The sequence below is a fragment of the Streptomyces spectabilis genome (assembly GCF_008704795.1).
GTDB classification, from domain to species: Bacteria; Actinomycetota; Actinomycetes; order Streptomycetales; family Streptomycetaceae; genus Streptomyces; species Streptomyces spectabilis.
The window spans coordinates 927063-944965 of the sequence record NZ_CP023690.1 but is presented as its reverse complement, the minus strand read 5'-3'; the positions used below and the strand labels follow the sequence as shown (position 1 = coordinate 944965).

The 17903-nt window shown below is 75.5% G+C and carries 2 protein-coding genes (both cut by a window edge); both read left to right on the top strand.

What is annotated here, in order from left to right:
- On the top strand, positions 1-17327 hold the 3' portion of the coding sequence (locus tag CP982_RS03830; protein ID WP_150509161.1) for a non-ribosomal peptide synthetase. Its footprint begins 4624 nt before the window's first position; 17327 of the gene's 21951 nt are visible here — the last part of the coding sequence; its start codon lies off the left edge, out of view; it ends in the stop codon at positions 17325-17327.
- Positions 17327-17903, top strand: the 5' portion of a protein-coding gene (locus CP982_RS03825; RefSeq protein WP_150509160.1) for an SDR family NAD(P)-dependent oxidoreductase. It continues 13424 nt past the right edge of the window; the window shows 577 of its 14001 coding nt (coding positions 1-577); the start codon lies at positions 17327-17329; the stop codon falls past the right edge of the window. Before CP982_RS03830 ends, CP982_RS03825 begins: the two co-directional genes overlap by 1 nt.

Here is a 17903-nt window from a genome sequence, read left to right as displayed (position 1 = left end):
CGGGCGCGCCGGACCTCGTGCCGCTGTCCGCCCGCACCCGCGACGACCTCGTGCGCGCGGCCGCCGAACTGCGCCGGCACCTGACCGGGCCCCGCGCCACCGCGCTGCGCCTCGACGACGTCGCGCACACGCTGCGCACCGGCCGGGTCGCCATGGCCCACCGCGTGGCGTTCGTCGTCCGCGACCTGGACCGACTGGCCGCCGAACTGGACGCGTTCGTGCGGGACCCGGACGGCGACGACACCGCGCGCCGCTTCACCGGACCCGCCGCGGGCCGCACCCCGGCCGACGACGGCACCGCGCGCAAGCGCGCCGCACAGCTCGCCCGCAGGCTCGCCGACGGCAAGCTGAAGAAGGCCGCGAAGGCCTGGGCACACGGCGCCGACGCCGACTGGAGCCCGCTCACCGGGCAGCGGTCCGCCCGCCGCGTGAGCCTTCCCGGGTACGCCTTCGCGCCGGTGCCCCACCCGTACCCGGCGCGCGGGGCGCGCGCCGCCGCGCCCCGCCCGGACGCGGCCACCGGCACGGCGCCCGCGCACCCGCTGCTGCACGAGAACGTGTCGCGGCTCGACGCACAGCGCTACCGCTCGGCCTTCTCCGGCGACGAGTACGTCCTGCGCGACCACGTCGTCGACGGCAAGAAGCTGCTGCCCGCCGTCGCGAGCCTGGAGATGGCCTGCACGGCCGTGCGGCAGGCCCTGCCGGAGACGGCCGGGCGGCGCACCGTCCTGAGGAACGTGACGTGGGCCCGCCCCGTCGTCGTGGACGACGGCGGCAGGCAGGTGGAGTTCACGCTCACCCGCGAGGACACGGCGTCCTCCGGAGCGCTGGGCTTCGCCCTCCTGACGGACGGCGACCAGCTGTGCGTCCAGGGCCGCGCCACCACCGAGGCGGCCGCGCCGCCGCCCCGCGTCGACCTCGCGGAGCTGCGCGGCCGACTGCGTCTGCGGCCCCTTCCCGGCGAGGACGTCTACGCGCACATCGCCCGCGCGGGCGTCGCCTACGGCCCCGGCTTCCGCCTGGTGCACGTCCTGCACCGGGGCGAGCGCAACGGGCGCCGCGAAGTGCTCGCCGAACTGCGCCTTCCCGCGCACCTGCGCGCCACGGCGGACGCGTACGCACTCCACCCCAGCGTCCTCGACGCCGCCGTGCACGCCTCGCTCGGCCTGGACCCGGCCTTCGACTCCGCCACGGTCCCGTCGGTCGCGGACGGGACGACGCGGGTGCCCTTCGCCCTCGACCGGCTCGACGCGCACGCGCCGTTCGGCGAGACGATGTACGCCTGGGTGCGCCCGGCGGCAAACTGCTCCGCCGCGGCGGAACGCGTCCTCGACATCGACCTCCTCGACCCGCGGGGCCGGGTCTGCGCCACGCTGCGCGGCCTCGCCTACCGCACCCTGGGCACCCCCGCACGCCCGGAGGCGGCCCGCGCCTCCGAACTGCGCACGCTCCTTCCGGTGTGGGAGCCCCGGCACCCCGCCGAAGCCCCCGCCACGGACAGCTCGCCCGGCGCGGTGCTCGTCCTCGACGCCGACCGCAGGCTGCGCGCCGAACTGGCGGCGCTCCACCCCGGCCACCAGCGCGTCGACCTGCCCGACGGCGCGTCCGTCGACGACATCGCCGCACTGATCCGCACCGCCTGCGCGGCCACCGACGGCCGGATCGCCCGGATCGTCTGGGTCGCCCCCGCCGAGACCCGGGACGGCATGGTCGACGGCCAGGAGCGCGGCGCCGTCGAGGTATTCCGCACCGTCAAGGCCCTCCTCGCCCTCGGCCACGGCACGCGCGACCTCGCCTGGTCCCTCTACACGTTCGGCACCCAGGCCGTCCGCGACCCGGACCCGGTCGCGGCCACGCACGCGAGCGTCCACGGCCTCGCGGGCAGCCTCGCCCGGGAGCACGCGCGCTGGACGATCGACGTGGCCGACCTGCCGCACCCGGACTCCGGCGACCGCGTCGGCGACCGCCTGGGCGAGGAGCGACACCTCACCGGGGTGCGCCCCGGCACCACGGTGGCCCTGCGCGGCGGCCGCTGGTTCTCCCAGGAACTGCTGCCCACCACCGCCCTGGAACCGGCCACCGGCACCTACCGGCACGGCGGCGTCTACGTCGTCATCGGCGGCGCGGGCGGCATCGGCGAGCTGTGGAGCCGGTACATGGTGGAGCGGTACCGCGCGACGATCGTGTGGATCGGGCGGAGCCCCCTGGCCGACGGGGTGGAGGAGCGCCTCGCCGACCTCGCCGAGCGGGCCCGCGCCGCGGGCGCGGCGGCCCCCTCGTACGTCCGGGCGGACGCGCGCGACCACGAGAGCCTCCTCGCCGCGCACGCGCGGATCAAGCGGGACCACCCGCGCGTCGACGGCGTCGTGCACTCCGCGATCGTCCTCGCCGACAAGACCCTCGCGCACATGGACGAGGACCGTTTCCGCGCCGCCCTCGCCGCGAAGGTCGACGTCGGCGTCCGCGTCGCCGACGTCTTCGGGGCCGAGCCGCTGGACTTCCTGCTGTTCTTCTCCTCGGTCGAGAGCTTCGTCCGGGCCCCCGGGCAGGCCAACTACGCCGCCGGATGCACCTTCAAGGACGCCCTCGCCCACGCCCTGGACCGGCGCGGCGCCACCGTGGCCAAGGCGGTCAACTGGGGGTACTGGGGCGTGGCAGGCGTCGTCAGCGACTCCTTCTACCGCGAGCGGATGGCCGCGGCCGGAGTCGACTCGCTCGACCCCGACGAGGCGTTCACCGCCCTGGAGTCCTTCCTCGCGGGCGAGCACGGCCAGGTCGCCCTGATGCGCACCTTCGGCGACGAGGCGCTGCGCGGCCTCGCCCTGGACGAGCACCAGGGCCACCACCGGCCGGGCCTTCCCTCCGTACGCGACGCCGTCGTGTCGGCGCACCGCGCGCCCCACGGCGAAGTGGAGCGGCTGCGCCGCTTCCTGCCGCACCCGCGCATGCGCGAACTCACCCTGGACCTGCTGTACGTGACGCTGCGCGACCTCGGCGCCGAACGCCCGGACAGGGCCGGGCACCGCGTCCTGCCCCGGTACGCGCGCTGGCTGGAGGAGAGCCACCGGCTGTTCGCCGAGGCCGGGCCCGCCCTCGCCGCGCGCGACCTGGACGGCGCCGCACTGTGGCGCCAGTGGCGGGCCGAGCGCGACGGCTGGCAGGCGGGCGCCAACCAGCGCGCGCAGACCGACCTGGTCGAGTCCTGCCTCGAAGCCCTGCCGGACGTGCTCACCGGCGCCCGCCAGGGCACCGAGATCCTCTTCCCCGGCTCCTCGCTGTCCCGCGTCGAGGGCGTCTACCGGGGCGACCCGGTCGTCGACTACTTCAACGACCGGCTCAGCGTGCTCCTCGCCGACGCCGTGCGCGCCTGGGGCGCGGCCGAACCGGGACGGCGCCTGCGCGTCCTGGAGGTCGGCGCCGGGACCGGCGCGACCAGCGTCAAGGTCCTCAAGGCCCTCGAACCGTTCGGCGACCGCATCGCCGAGTACCACTACACCGACCTGTCCAAGGCGTTCCTGTTCCGCGCCGAGGAGCGCCTGAAGCCCCGCTACCCGCACGTGACCACCGGCATCTTCAACGCCGAGCACGCGCCCGGACCGCAGGGCGTCGACCTCGGCGGCTTCGACGTCGTCGTGGCCACGAACGTCCTGCACGCCACCGCCGACATCTCCCGCACCCTGCGCAACGTCAAGGCGACCCTGCGGGCGGGCGGTCTGCTCCTGCTCAACGAGATGAGCCGCAACACGCTCCTCGCGCACGTCACCTTCGGCCTCGTGGACGGCTGGTGGCGGTACCGGGACGCCGCCCTGCGCATCCCCGGCAGCCCGGTGCTCTCCGCCGAGAGCTGGCGCGAGGTCCTGGAGGACGAAGGGTTCCGCACCGGCGCCCAGCCGGACACCGAGGCCCACGCCCTGGGGCAGATGCTGCTCGTCGCCGAGAGCGACGGACGGTTCCGCACGACGGACGGCCCGAGCGGTGCCCAGGCCCCGGCCGCGCCCCGCGCCACCGCCCCCGACACCGTGCGTGAGCCCGTCGTGGCCGCGCCCGCCACGGACGACGAGGGCGAGCTGCGGGCGCGTACCGCCGACTACTTCGAGCGGCTGCTGCGCGAGGCCCTGCACCTGGCGGACGGGGAGCTCGACCCGGCCAAGGACCTGCACGACTACGGCCTCGACTCCATCCTCGTGTCCGGCATGAACAGCGCCGTGGCCCGGGACTTCGAGGACGTCAGCAGCACCCTGTTCTTCGAACTCCGCACGCTGGACGACCTCGTCGAGCACTTCGTGGAGCGGCGGCGCCCGGAGCTGAGGACGCTCTTCGGCCTCGACGGCACAGACGCCCCCGGGCCGCGGGCCGGCGCGCCCCGCGCCTCCCTCACCGAGAGGGCCGTCGCGTACGTCACCGGCCTCGTCGCCGAGACGCTGAAGCTCGACCCCGAGCGGTTCGACGCGGACGCCGACCTGTTCGACCTCGGCCTCGACTCCATCCTCGTGGTCCAGCTGAACAACACCCTCGGCCGGGACTTCGAGGACCTCAGCAGCACGCTGTTCTTCGACCACTCGACGGTCCGCGACGTGGCCGCGTACTTCGCCAAGACGCACACGGCGCGCCTGGCCGAGGTCCTGGGCACGGCGACCCCGGCGGGCCCGCCGCTGGAGGAGACCCGCCCGGCACCGGTGAGCGCCGAGGTCCGGCCCGCTCCCGAGGCCCGGCGCGAGCCCGAGCGGCACTCCGACGACATAGCCGTCGTCGGCCTCGCCGGGCGCTACCCGGGCGCCGACAGCCCCGCCCGGCTGTGGGAGAACCTGGCCAGGGGCGAGAGCGCGACCGCGCCCTACCCGGCCGACCGCTGGTGGTGCGACTGGCAGGGCCGGGAGCGCCCCTGGGGCGGCTTCCTCGCCGACGTGGCCTCCTTCGACGCCGAGTACTTCGGCATCGACGAGCGCGAGGCCGCGGCCATGGACCCGCAGGAGCGGCTGTTCATCGAGACGGCGCACGGCGCCGTGCAGGACGCGGGCTACACGCCCGCGGCCCTCGCCGGGCACGGCCGCGTCGGCGTGTTCGTCGGCGTCATGAACGCCACGTACAACGGGCGCACGGCCTACTCGTCCATCGCCAACCGCACCTCGTACCTCTTCGACTTCCAGGGCCCGAGCGTGGCCGTCGACACGGCCTGCTCCGGGTCGCTGACGGCCCTGCACCTGGCCGTGCAGAGCCTGCTCTCCGGGGACAGCGCCTGCGCGGTGGCGGGCGGCGTCAACCTGCTCCTCGGCACGGACCACTTCGACGTGCTCCAGGAGCACGGCCTGCTGTCGTCCGGCGAGCGGTGCCGCCCCTTCTCCGAGCACGCGGACGGGTTCCTCGCGGCGGAGGGCGTCGGCGCCGTGGTGCTGCGGCCGCTGCGCGACGCGGTGGCCGCGGGCGACCACGTCTACGGCGTCATCAAGGGCAGCGCCGTCAACTCCGGCGGCCGCACCAGCCGGTACAGCATGCCGAGCCTGGACGCCCAGCGCGACGTCGTGAGCCACGCCCTGGCCCGCGCCGGGGTCACGCCGGACACGATCAGCTATGTGGAGGCCCACGGGACGGCGACGCCCCTCGGCGACTCCCTGGAGATCTCCGCGCTCGGCCGCGCCTTCGCCGGTGACCGCCCGGGGCAGTACTGCGCCGTCGGCTCGCTCAAGTCCAACCTGGGCCACTGTGAGAGCGCCTCGGGCGTCGCGGGCCTCACCAAGGTCCTGATGCAGCTGCGCCACCGCGCGCTCGCGCCCTCGATCAACGCCGAGGAGCTCAACAGCGGCATCGTCTTCAAGCAGTCGCCGTTCCACGTCCAGCGCGAACTCGCCCCCTGGAACCCGGTCGACGCCGACGGGCGCCTCCTGCCGCGGCGCGCGGGCATCTCCTGCTTCGGCGCGGGCGGCTCGAACGCACACCTGATCATCGAGGGATACGAGAACATGGCCGACGACGAGGCACGCCCCACCGAGGCGGCGGCCGACGAGGCCTGCCTGGTCCCGCTGTCGGCGCGCACGCCCGAGCGGCTGCGCACCGCGGCCGGGGAGCTGGCCGCGCACCTGGACCGGGCGAGGCGCGAGGGGCGGCCGATGCCGCTGCGCGACATCGCGCACACCCTCCGCACGGGCCGCGACGAACTGCCCGTGCGCCTCGCGCTCGTCGTCCGCTCCACCGCCGAACTCGCCGCCGCGCTCGCCGAGTTCAGCGAGCACGGCGGCGCGGACCCCGACCGGTACGCCGACCTCACCGACACCGGCACCGGTACGAGGCCCGCGGCGGCCGGCGCGGGCGAAGGCCCGCACGCGGCGGCCCGTGCCTGGCTGACCGGAGCGAGCATCGCCCGCGCCGAGCCGTCCACCGGGCGCCCGCCGCGCCGCGTGAGCCTGCCCACCTACCCGTTCGCGCGGCGCGACCACTGGTACGAGCCCGCGGGCGACGAGCGGCCCCAGGCGGCGGAGCCCGCGCGGGAGACGCGTCCCGAGCCGCGCCCCGAGGACGGCGCCGCCGACGTCCGCGCCTGGCTGCGCGCCGCGCTCGCCGAGGAGCTGGACGGCACGCCCCACGACGTCGCCACCGACCGCGAGTTCGCCGCGCTCGGTGTCTCGTCGATGGGCCTGGTGCGCCTCTCCCGGCGGGTGCGGAGCGAGCTGTACGCGGACTTCGCGTCGGCCGCGCTCTTCGAGCACCGGACCGTCGACGCCCTGGCCGCCCACCTCGTCGGCGTACTCCCGCGCGTGGTGGAAACCCCTGATGAGGCCGACGAGGCCGACGAGTTCGTGCCGCACCCGCTGTCCGAAGGGCAGCGGGGCCTGTGGAGCCTCCAGAAGTCCGCACCCGAGGCGAGCGTGTACCATGTGCCGCTCTGCTTCGAGGTGTCCGGCCTCGACCTCCGCGCCCTGCGCACCGCCTTCGAACGCGTCCGCACCCGCCACCCGCTGCTCGGGGCCGTCGTACGACGGGACGGCGACCGGCTCGTGTTCGCACGGGCCGAGGCCGCGCGGCCCGCGGTCACCGAGCACGAGCTGACCACGACCGACCCGGACGAGGTGCGCGCCCAGCTGCGCGCGCACGCCAGGGAACCGTTCGACCTGGAGAACGGCCCGCTGTGCCGACTGGGCGTCTTCCGCGGCGCCCGGGGCGCGGACGCCATGGTGCTCCTGAACGCCCACCACCTCGTCCTCGACGGCGCCTCCGCCGTCGTGCTCGTCAAGGAGCTGCTTGCCGCCTACCGGAGTGCCGCGGCGGGCGCCGCGCCGCATCCGGTCGCCGCGCCCGCCCCTTACTCGGAGTTTGTCGCCGACGAGGCCACGCTCCTGGCCGGGGACGAGGGCGCGGCCCGACTCGCCTACTGGCGCGGGCAGCTGGCCGCGCTGCCGCCCGCCCCGGCCTTCCCCACGGACCGGCCGCGCTCCGCCCCGGAGCGGGGACGGCACGGCGCGACCGAGAGCCTGCGGCTCCCGGCGGACCTCGGCGACCGCGTCGCGCGGTTCGCCCGCGACCGGGGCGTCTACCCGTCCGCCGTGTTCCTGGCCGCGCACAAGGTCCTGCTGCGGCAGTACACCCAGCAGGACGACGTCGTCGTCGGCATGCCGGTCAGCACCCGGCCCGGCGGCCGCTTCGACGGCACGGTCGGCCACTTCGTCACCATGGTGCCGGTCCGGAGCCGGATGTCCGGCCGCTCCTCGTTCGCCGAGCTGTGCGCGGACGTGCAGGGCACGCTGCTCGACGCCCTCGCGCACGCCTACCCGTTCGGCCCGCTGGTCCGCGAGCTCGGCCTGGGCACGGCCGACGGCTCCGCGCCGGTGTTCCGCCACGCGTTCATGTACCAGGACTGGCACGAGGACGTCACGGCCGGAGCCCCCGACGTCCGCTACGTCGAGGGCATCCACCAGGAGGGCGAGTACGAACTCGTCATCGAGGTCATCGAGCCGCACGCCACCGAGGACGCGTACACCGTCAAGGCGAAGTACGACCCGGCCCTCTTCGACGCCGTGACGGTGGACAGACTGCTGCGTCAGTACGCCCACCTCCTGGAGTCCGCCCCGGCCACCGACCCGGGCCGACGGCTGGACGACTGCTCGGCGGCCTCGCCGCAGGAGCTCCACACCCTCACCGTGGAGTGGAACGACACCGCCGTCGCCCAGCCGGAGCGGCGCGTCCACGAGCTGTTCGCCGACCAGGCGGCCCGCACCCCCGACGCGGTCGCCCTCGTCACCGACGCCGAGTCCGTGACGTACGCGCGACTGGACGAGCGCACGCGGCAGTTGGCCGCGCGCCTGCGCCGGCTCGGCGTGGGTCCCGGCCGTCTCGTCGCCGTGCACCTGGAGCGCTCCGTCGACCTCGTCGTCGCGCTGCTGGCCACCCTGCGCGCCGGGGGCGCCTACATCCCCCTCGACCCGGACTACCCGCGCGAGCGGATCGCCCACATCCTCGACGACGCCGAGCCCGCCGTCCTCCTCACCCACACCGCGCTGCGCGGACGGTCCGCGGACCTGGACCGGCCCGGTCAGCGGCTGCTCGTACTCGACGACCCCGGTGCCGACCCCACGGCCGAAGAGCCGGGCGACGGCGCGGCCCCCGGCGCCGACGACCCCGCGTACGTCATCTACACCTCCGGCAGCACGGGCCTGCCGAAGGGCGTCGTGGTGCCCCACCGCGCGCTCACCAACTTCCTCTGCGCGATGGCGAAGCGGCCGGGCCTCGGCGCGGCCGACCGGATCCTCGCGGTGACGACGCACAGCTTCGACATCGCCGCCCTGGAGCTCTATCTGCCGTTGGTCACCGGCGCCGAGTGCCACCTCAGCGACCCGGCGACCGCGCGCTCCGGCGACCGCCTCGCCGCCCTGATCGCACGGGTGCGGCCCACCGTGATGCAGGCGACCCCCGCCACGTGGACGATGCTGCTGCACGCGGGCTGGACCAACGCCGAAGGCCTGCGCGTGCTGTGCGGCGGCGAGGCGCTGTCCGAGTCCCTCGCGGAGCGCCTCACCGCGCTCGGCGGCGAGGTGTGGAACCTGTTCGGGCCCACCGAGACGACCGTGTGGTCCACGGTCGCCCGCGTGGAGGCGGGCCGCCGCGTCACCATCGGGCGGCCCATCGACAACACCCGGATCCACATCCTGGACGAGAACGGCCACACGGCTCCGATCGGCGTGCCCGGCGAGCTGTGCGTCGCGGGCGACGGGCTGGCGCTCGGCTACCTCAACAAGCCCGACCTGACCGCCGAGCGGTTCCCCGCCGACCCCTTCACGCCGGGCGGCAGGCTGTACCGCACGGGCGACCTGGCGCGGCGCCGCGCGGACGGCGCCATCGAGTGCCTGGGGCGGATCGACTCCCAGGTGAAGGTGCGCGGCTTCCGCGTCGAGCCGGGCGAGATCGAGCACGCCCTCACCCGGCACCCCGCCGTGCGCGACTGCGCCGTCGTCACCAGGGCCGAGCCCGCGACGGGCGCCACCCAGCTCCTCGCCTACTGGACCGGCGAGGGCGCCACCGCGCGCGAGCTGACCGAGCACCTGCGCCGGTCCCTGCCCGCGTACATGGTGCCCGCGTTCGTCCTGCCGGTCGACGCCCTGCCGCAGACCCCGAACGGCAAGGTGGACCGACTCGCCCTCGCGCGACGGCCGATCGCGCTGCCGGACGCGCCCGCCGCGGAGCGGAGCGCGGCCCCGGCCGCCGCACCGCCGCGTGCCGTCGCCGCCGTCCGCGACAGCGACGTACTCGCCGTGTGGCGGGACGTGCTCGGCGTCGCCGGGCTCCGCCCCACGGACGCCTTCCTGGACGCGGGCGGCAACTCCGTCCTCGCGGTGGTGCTCGCCGACCGCGTCGCCGAGCGCTTCGGCGTGCGCTTCACGTCGGCGGACGTCTTCGGCTGCGTCGACGCGGCCGGTACGGCCGCCCGGCTGCGCGCGGACCTCGGTGCGGAGCACCGGCCGGGCACTGTGGCCCCGGCCGAGCGGACGGCCCCGGCCGCCCCGGAGCTGCCTGCCGGGCTCGAAGGCGCCGTCGCCGTCATCGGTGTCTCCGTCGGACTCCCCGGCGCCGACGACCACCGCGCGTTCTGGCGCAACCTCGTCGCGGGCACGGAGAGCGTGGAGTTCTGCGCGCCCGACGAGCTGCGCCGCCTCGGCGTCGACGAACGCCTGGTCCAGGACCCGGCGCACGTGCCGGTCCGCGCCAGCATGCGCGGCAAGGGCCTGTTCGACCACGCCTTCTTCCAGGTCTCGGCACGCGACGCCGAACTCATGGACCCGCAGGCGCGCCAACTGCTCCAGCACGCCTGGAAGGCCGTCGAGGACGCCGCGTACCTGCCCGACGACATCGCCGACGCGGCGGTGTACATGTCCACCGCCAACTCCCTCTACCAGGCGCCCGTCACGGGCCCCGGCGCACGCCGCGACTCGGAGGCCCTGGTCGGCTTCCTCCAGGCCCAGCCCGGTACCGCGCCGACGACCGTGTCGCACCGGCTCGGCCTGCGCGGACCGAGCCTGTTCGTGCACAGCAACTGCTCGTCCGCGCTCGCCGGTCTCGCCCTCGCCTGCCAGGGCATCCAGTCCGGCCAGACCACGCACGCCCTGGTCGGCGGCAGCGCGATGTACGGCGAGGAGACCGTCGGCTACCTCTACGAGGAGGGCATGACCCTTTCGCCGGACGGGCACTGCAAGCCGTTCGCCGCGGACGCCCGCGGCATGGTCGGCGGCGAGGGCACCGTCGTCGTCCTGCTCAAGGACGCCCGCGCGGCGGTGCGCGACGGCGACCACATCCACGCGCTCGTGCGCGGCGTCGGCATGAACAACGACGGCGCCCGCAAGGCGGGTTACTACGCGCCGAGCCACGCGGGCCAGAGCGAGCTGATCGCCTCCGTGCTCGACCGCGCCGGGGTGCGCGCCGAGTCCGTCCGGTACCTGGAGGCCCACGGCACCGGCACCGTCATCGGCGACCCCGTCGAGGTGAACGCCGTGTCCGAGGCGTTCCGGCTGCACACCCGCGCCACCGGCTTCTGCGGCATCGGCTCGGTGAAGGCGAACCTGGGCCACCTCGACGCGGCGGCCGGTCTCGCGGGCCTCGTCAAGTCCGCCCTCGTCCTGAGCCACCGCACGGTGCCGCCGACCATCAACCACGACGCGCCCAATCCGCAGATCGACTTCGCGAACTCCCCGTTCTACGTGGTGGACCGGCTCACCCCGCTGACGCCCGCGGACGGGCAGCCGCTGCGCGCCGCCGTCAGCTCCTTCGGCATCGGCGGCACGAACGTCCACGCCGTCCTCGAAGAGGCCCCGCCGCGCGAGGGCCTCGGCGCGGACTTCGCCGGGCCCCACCTCGTCCCCCTGTCGGCGCGAACGCCCGAGGCCCTGCGGCGCTACGCCCGCGACCTGGCCCGGCACCTCGCCGACGCGGGGGACGCCGCGCCGGTCGCCGACGTCGCCTTCACCTTCCAGGTGGGCCGCACCGCCATGCCCTGCCGGGCGGCGTTCGTGGCCGGGACCACGGCCGAACTCGTCGCGGCCCTCCAGGACTTCGCCGAGCGCGCGCAGCCGAGCGCACAGCCGGGTGCGCAGGCGCCCGCGCAGGTGCCCGGCGCCCTCGACGTCCTGGACGACGACGACCGGCGCGCCCTCCTCGACCAGTGGCTCGCCGAGCGCAGGCTCGACAAGGCGGCCCGGCTCTGGGAGGCGGGCGCGCCCGTCGACTGGCGGCGGCTGTACGCGGACGGGCCGCGCCCGCGCCGACTGAGCCTGCCCGCCTACCCGTTCGACGAGCAGCACTTCTGGCTGCGCGCGGAGCCCTCGGCCCCCGTGGCGGCCGACGCCGTCGCCCCCCGCCTGTTCGAGGAGCGCTGGGTGGCGCGCGCCGCCGCGGCGGTCGCGGACACCGACGCCCGCCGCGTGGTCGTGGCCTTCCTGTCCGACCGCGCGGCCCAGGACGCCTACCGGGCCGCGACCCTCCGGCACGCGCCCGGCACCCGCCTCGTCTTCGTCGCCAGGACCGGCACCCCGGAGCCCGCGCCCGCCGAGGCCGAACCGTCGGTGTACCGCGTCGACGGCGCCGACGAGCGCGCCCTGACGCGCGTCCTCGTCGCCGTCGCCGAGGCCCACGGCCCCGTGGACGCCCTCCACTACCTGTGGCCCACCGAACGCGCGGACGGCCGGCCGCCGCTGCGCGAACTGGCCGACGTCGGCGTGCTCGTACGGGCCGTCGCCGCCACCGGCGGCACCGTCCCCGACGTCCTGGTCGCGGGCCACTACGACGACGCCGTGGGCCAGGCCGCCCTCGACGCCCTGATCGGCTACGAGCGCTCCCTGGCAAGGCCGCTGCCCGGCACCGCGCTGCGCGTCGTCCTGCACGAGGGCGCCGCGACCGCGGGACGCTGGGCCGAACTGCTCCTGACCGAGCAGCGGCAGGAGCAGCAGGCCGCCGCGCTCTACCGGGGCGGACAGCGCCACGTCTGCGCGGTGCGGAGCCTGCCCGACGCCGCCGCGCACGCTCCGGGCGTGCTGCGCGAGGGCGGCACGTACCTGATCACCGGCGCCTTCGGCGGCCTCGGCCGCCGCGTCGCCGGGCACCTGGCCCGCGCCTACCGCGCGAACCTCGTCCTGCTCGGCCGCTCCCCGCTGAGCCCCGCCGACGAGACCTGGGCCGCGGGGCTCGGCGAGCACGGCGGCACGGTCGTCTGCCGCCGCGCCGACGTCACCGACGAGGACGCCCTCGTCGAGGCCCTCAGCACCCTGCCGCCCGCGCTGCGCGCCATCGACGGCGTCGTGCACGCCGCGGGCACCGCGCAGCGGCTCGCCGTCACGGAGGCGACCCGCGAGGCCGCCCGGCGCGTCCTGGCCGCCAAGGTGGACGGAACCCTCGCCCTCGAACGGGCCCTGGACCGCACCCGGGCCGGGCGCTCCGCGGAGTTCATCTGCCTCTTCTCGTCCAGCTCCGCGACCCTCGGCGACTTCGGCAGCTGCGACTACGCGGTCGCCAACCGCTTCCAGTCGGCCTACGCGCGCGCCCTCGCCGAGCGCGGCGAGCGACGGCTGCTCGCCGTCGCCTGGCCGCTGTGGGAGGACGGCGGCATGGGCGCCGCCGCCCAGCGCGCGGCCGACCACGACCACGTCACCGCCTACCTGGCGGCCAGCGGCCAGCGTCCCCTCGCCGCCGACACCGCCCTCGCCCTGCTCGAACGGCTCCTCGCCGAGCGGTCCGGCACGGCCGCGCCACTGGTCCTGCACGCGCCCGCCGAGCGGGCCCTGGCCCTGGCCGAGCGGCCCTTCGCAGCCGCTCCGCACGGCCCGCGTCCCGCGGTCGCCGCCGCTCTCCCGCAGGAGCCGGACCCCGCGCGGGAGACCGCCGTGGCGCACGACCGGCGCCGCGCCGCCCTGGCCGACGCGGTGCGCGAGGTCGTCGCGCACGTCCTGAAGTCCCCCGTGGACCAGCTCGACGACGACGGCGGCTTCCACGACCTGGGCCTCGACTCCATCCGTCTCACCCAGCTCGCCCACCGGCTCGCCGAACGCCTCGGCACGCCGCTCCAGCCGACGGTCCTGTACGACCACCCGTCCGTACGGCGCCTGACCGACCACCTGGCCGACGAACCGGGCGTGCGGCTGCCGGAGTCCGCCGTGGCTCCCGTGGCGCCGCAGCCTGCCCCCGAAGCCACCCGCGCCGACTCCGACTCCGGCACCGACGCCATCGCCGTCATCGGCATGAGCGGCATCTTCCCCGGCTGCCGCGACGTGGACGCCTTCTGGTCCGCGCTCGCCGACGGCAAGGACCTCGTCCGCGAGCTGCCGTCCGCCCGCTTCGGCGCGGCGGCGACGCGGGACGAGGGCGCGCCGCCGCCCTACCGCTGGATGGGCAGCATCGACTGGGCGGACGAATTCGACGCCGCCTTCTTCGAGATCGCCCCCAAGGAGGCGCGCGCGCTCGACCCGCGCCAGCGCCACCTCCTCCAGGAGTGCTGGAAGGCGCTGGAGGACGCCGCCCTCGGCGCGCAGGAGCTGGAGGGCCTCAAGGTCGGTGTGTTCGTCGGCGTGGAGCAGGGCGACTACCAGCTCCTCGACGGAGCCGGCGGCAACCTCACCTCGAACCACGACGGCGTCCTCGCCGCGCGCCTGTCGTACTTCCTCGACCTGAAGGGCCCCGTCCTCGCGGTCAACACCTCCTGCTCGTCGGGCCTGGTCGCACTGCACCAGGCGCGTACCAGCCTGCTTCAAGGGGAGTGCGACATCGCCGTCGTCGCGGCGGCGAACTTCGTCCTGACCCCGCAGGCGCTCGCCGCCATGAGCGACGCGGGCATGCTGTCGGCCTCCGGCCGGTGCGCCACCTTCGACCAGGACGCCGACGGCATGGTCCCCGGCGAGGCGGTCACGGCCCTGGTCCTTCGCCCGCTGGCGGCCGCGGAGGACCGGGGCGACCCCGTGCACAGCGTCATCACGGCCAGCGGCCTCAACTACGACGGCCGCACCAACGGCATCACCGCGCCCTCGGGCGACGCCCAGCGCGAACTCCTGGAGTCCGTCTACGAGCGCGGCGGCATCGACCCCGCCGACATCGGCTACGTCGTGACCCACGGCACCGGCACGAAGCTCGGCGACCCGGTCGAGGTGGGCGCCCTGCGCGCGGCCTTCGCCCGGCACACCGACGAGCGCGGCTTCTGCGCCCTCACCTCGACCAAGACCAACGTCGGCCACACCTTCGCCGCCTCCGGCCTGGTCGGCCTGGTCTGTCTGTCCGAGGCGCTGCGCCACCGCGCCATCCCGCCGAGCCTGCACTGCGAGCGCGACAACGAGTACATCGACTGGAGCGCGAGCCCCTTCTACGTCAACAAGGCGACGAAGGAGTGGCCCGCCCCGCGCCACGGCCACCGCACCGGCGCGGTGAGCGCGTTCGGCATGAGCGGCACCAACGCCCACGTGGTCGTACGGGAGTACACCGGCCGACCGGCCGCGGCGGCCCCGGCGCGGCCCGCCTACCTCCTCCCGGTCTCGGCCAAGACGGAGACGGCCCTCGAAGGGATCGTCGACGCCCTGCTCGACCGGATCGCGAGCGGCGCCCTGACGGACGCGGACCTGCCCCGGCTCAGCGCCACCCTCGTCACCGGACGCCACCACTTCCGGCACCGGTGCGCCCTGGTCGTGAGCTCCCTGGAGGAGGCCGCCGCGCTCTGGCGCGCGTGGCGCCGCTCGCGGACGGCCGCGGCCGACGCGTGCTTCGAAGGCGTCGTGCCCCGCGGCTTCACCGAGCGGGCCCAGGACCTCGACCGGCTCCGGGCCGCGGCCGACCGCGCCCGCGACACCGGGCTCGACCCGGCCGCGCGCCGGGCGGCCCTCGCCGAGGTCGCGCGCGGCTACACCGCGGGGCACCGCGTCCCGACCGCCGTGGCCCGGCCCGACGGACAGCGCGTCACGCGTCTGCGGCTGCCCGCGTACCCGTTCGCGCGAAACCGCTACTGGGTGCGCGCCGAGCAGCAGGCCCCGGCTCCGTCCCCCGCCGTCGTGGCCTCGGCGGAGCAGGGCCCGACCCTCGCGGTCCCGGCCGCCCCGGTCTCCTCGGCCGAGCCGAGCAAGCCCGTCGTCCTGCGGGACCTGGCGGACGTACCGCACCGGATCGACACCCCGGACGCCCCGCCCGTCACCGCCAAGCCACGGGTGTCCCTCGCACCCCTGGCGTCCGCGCCTCCCCGTCCCGAAACGGCGCCCGAGGCCCCGGACGCGCGCCCGGTCACCCGTGACCACGACGTCCTGGAGGACCTCAAGGCGGCGGCCGCCCTCGACTTCGGCGGGATGGTCGCGACCCTGAACCGCACCGGCGTGATGGTCGAGCGGCTGATCCCGTACTCCCAGGAGTTCGCCGCGTACGCGGGGGAGAGCGGTGGCGAGGCCCTGGACCTGGGCTGCGCGTACGGCGTGGCGAGCATCGCCGCCCTCGAACGCGGCGCACGGGTGGTGGCGCTCGACATGGAGCAGAAGCACCTGGACATCCTCGGACAGCGGGTCAACGACGAGGCCCGGCAGCGGCTCTCCCTGCGCCAGGGCATGCTGCCCGACGTCGACTTCGAAGGCGGACGGTTCACTGCCGTGCACGCCAGCCGCGTGATGCACTTCCTCGCGCCGGACGACTTCCGGCTCACGCTGCGCAAGATGTACGACTGGCTGGCGCCGGGCGGCAAGGTCTTCCTCAGCTCGGACTCGCCGTACTTCGGGTACTGGGCGTCCAAGGCCGCCGACTACGAGGCGCGCAAGGACGCGGGCGACCCGTGGCCCGGCTACATCGACGACGTCGCCGCGCATTTCGAGGCGGCCCACGTCGTCGGCGGGCCGCCGCTGATCAACGCCATCGACCCCGACGTGTTCCGCAGGGAGTGCGAGGCCGCCGGTCTCGTCGTGGAACAGGTCGGCTACTTCGGCGCCGTGGGCGTCGACCGGGAGTCGTACGGCGCGCCCGCCCCCGACATGGAGCACGTGGGCGTCATCGCCCGCAAACCGGACGAACCAGCCGCCGCGCCCGCCCCCACGGCCACGTCCGCCGACGGCAGCCGCATCCGCTACCGGGTGCGCGGCGACGGGGCCACGGCCCTCGTCCTCATCCACGGCCTCGGCTGCGACGCGTCGTACTGGGACCGGCAGCTGGAGCACTTCGCCGACCGGTACACCGTGGTCGCCCCCGACCTCGCCGGACACGGCGGATCGGGCAGGACCCGGCAGCGGTGGACCGTGGAGGCGTTCGCCGAGGACATCGCGGCCGTGGTCGAGAAGGAGGGCCTCGACGACGTGGTCCTCGTCGGGCACTCGCTCGGCGGCCCCGTGATGCTGGCCGCCGAGCGGCTCCTGGGCGGCCGGGTCCGCGGTCTGGTGGGTGTGGACACGCTGCACAACTTCGAGCCCAAGGCGCTCTCCGCCGAACAGCTCGACCGGTTCGTGCGGACGTTCAGCGAGCAGCCGGTCCACGCGCGGGAGCTGTTCCTCGACGGGGCGCGCGACGACCTCGTCGCCCTGGTCGAGCGCACCCGCGAGGACACCGGCGCCGCCGTGGTGTCCGGGGCGTTCCGCGAGATGCTCACCTACCTCCAGGACGTGCCCAAGCACTTCGACGTGCCGCTCGTGCTGATCAACTCGACGTCCTGGATGCCGACGAACCTGACCGCCGCGCGCCGCTACGGCGTCGAGGTGGAACTGGTCGACGGCGTCGGGCACTTCGTGATGCTGGAAGCGCCCCTCACCTTCAACGCGATCCTCCGCCGCCATCTGGAGCAGATCGCTCCGGGCGTCGTTGCAGGTCAGGACGGCAGCGGGCCGGGCGCCCCGGCGGAAGGGGCCGATTCCTGATGGCCGCGCCACGTATTAAGATCCACGCGAAAAGCGACCTGCATCGGTACCTGCGCGACACGCTGGCCGTCGTCCTTGGAACCGAAGTGGCTCCGAGCCGTGACGACGTGTCCCTCGTGGAGCTGGGTCTCGATTCGTTCGGCTGCGCCCAGTGGCTGCACGAGGTCAACCGAACCCTCGGGCTGTCCCTCACCGTGGCCCAGGTCTGCGGTCACCCCACGTTCCGTACGTTGTCCGCCCTGTTCGAGGGCGCCATGGGAGAACAGATGAGTGCCACACCCCCTGGGTCCTCCGCCGCCCGCGGCACGTCCGCGCCCGGGCGCCGGGACATCGCCGCGCACCTCCGCGAGAGCCTCGCGGCGGAGCTGGAGCTCGTCGCGGCGGACATCGACGACGAGGCGCCCTTCGTGGAGCTGGGCCTCGACTCGATCACCGGTGTCACCTGGACCCGGAAGCTGAACACGCACTTCCAGCTGTCGCTCTCCGCGACGCAGGTCTACAGCCACCCTACGGTCGACGAACTCGCGGGACACCTCGCCGAGCTGCTGGGCACGGGCGAACCGGGCCGGGCTTCCG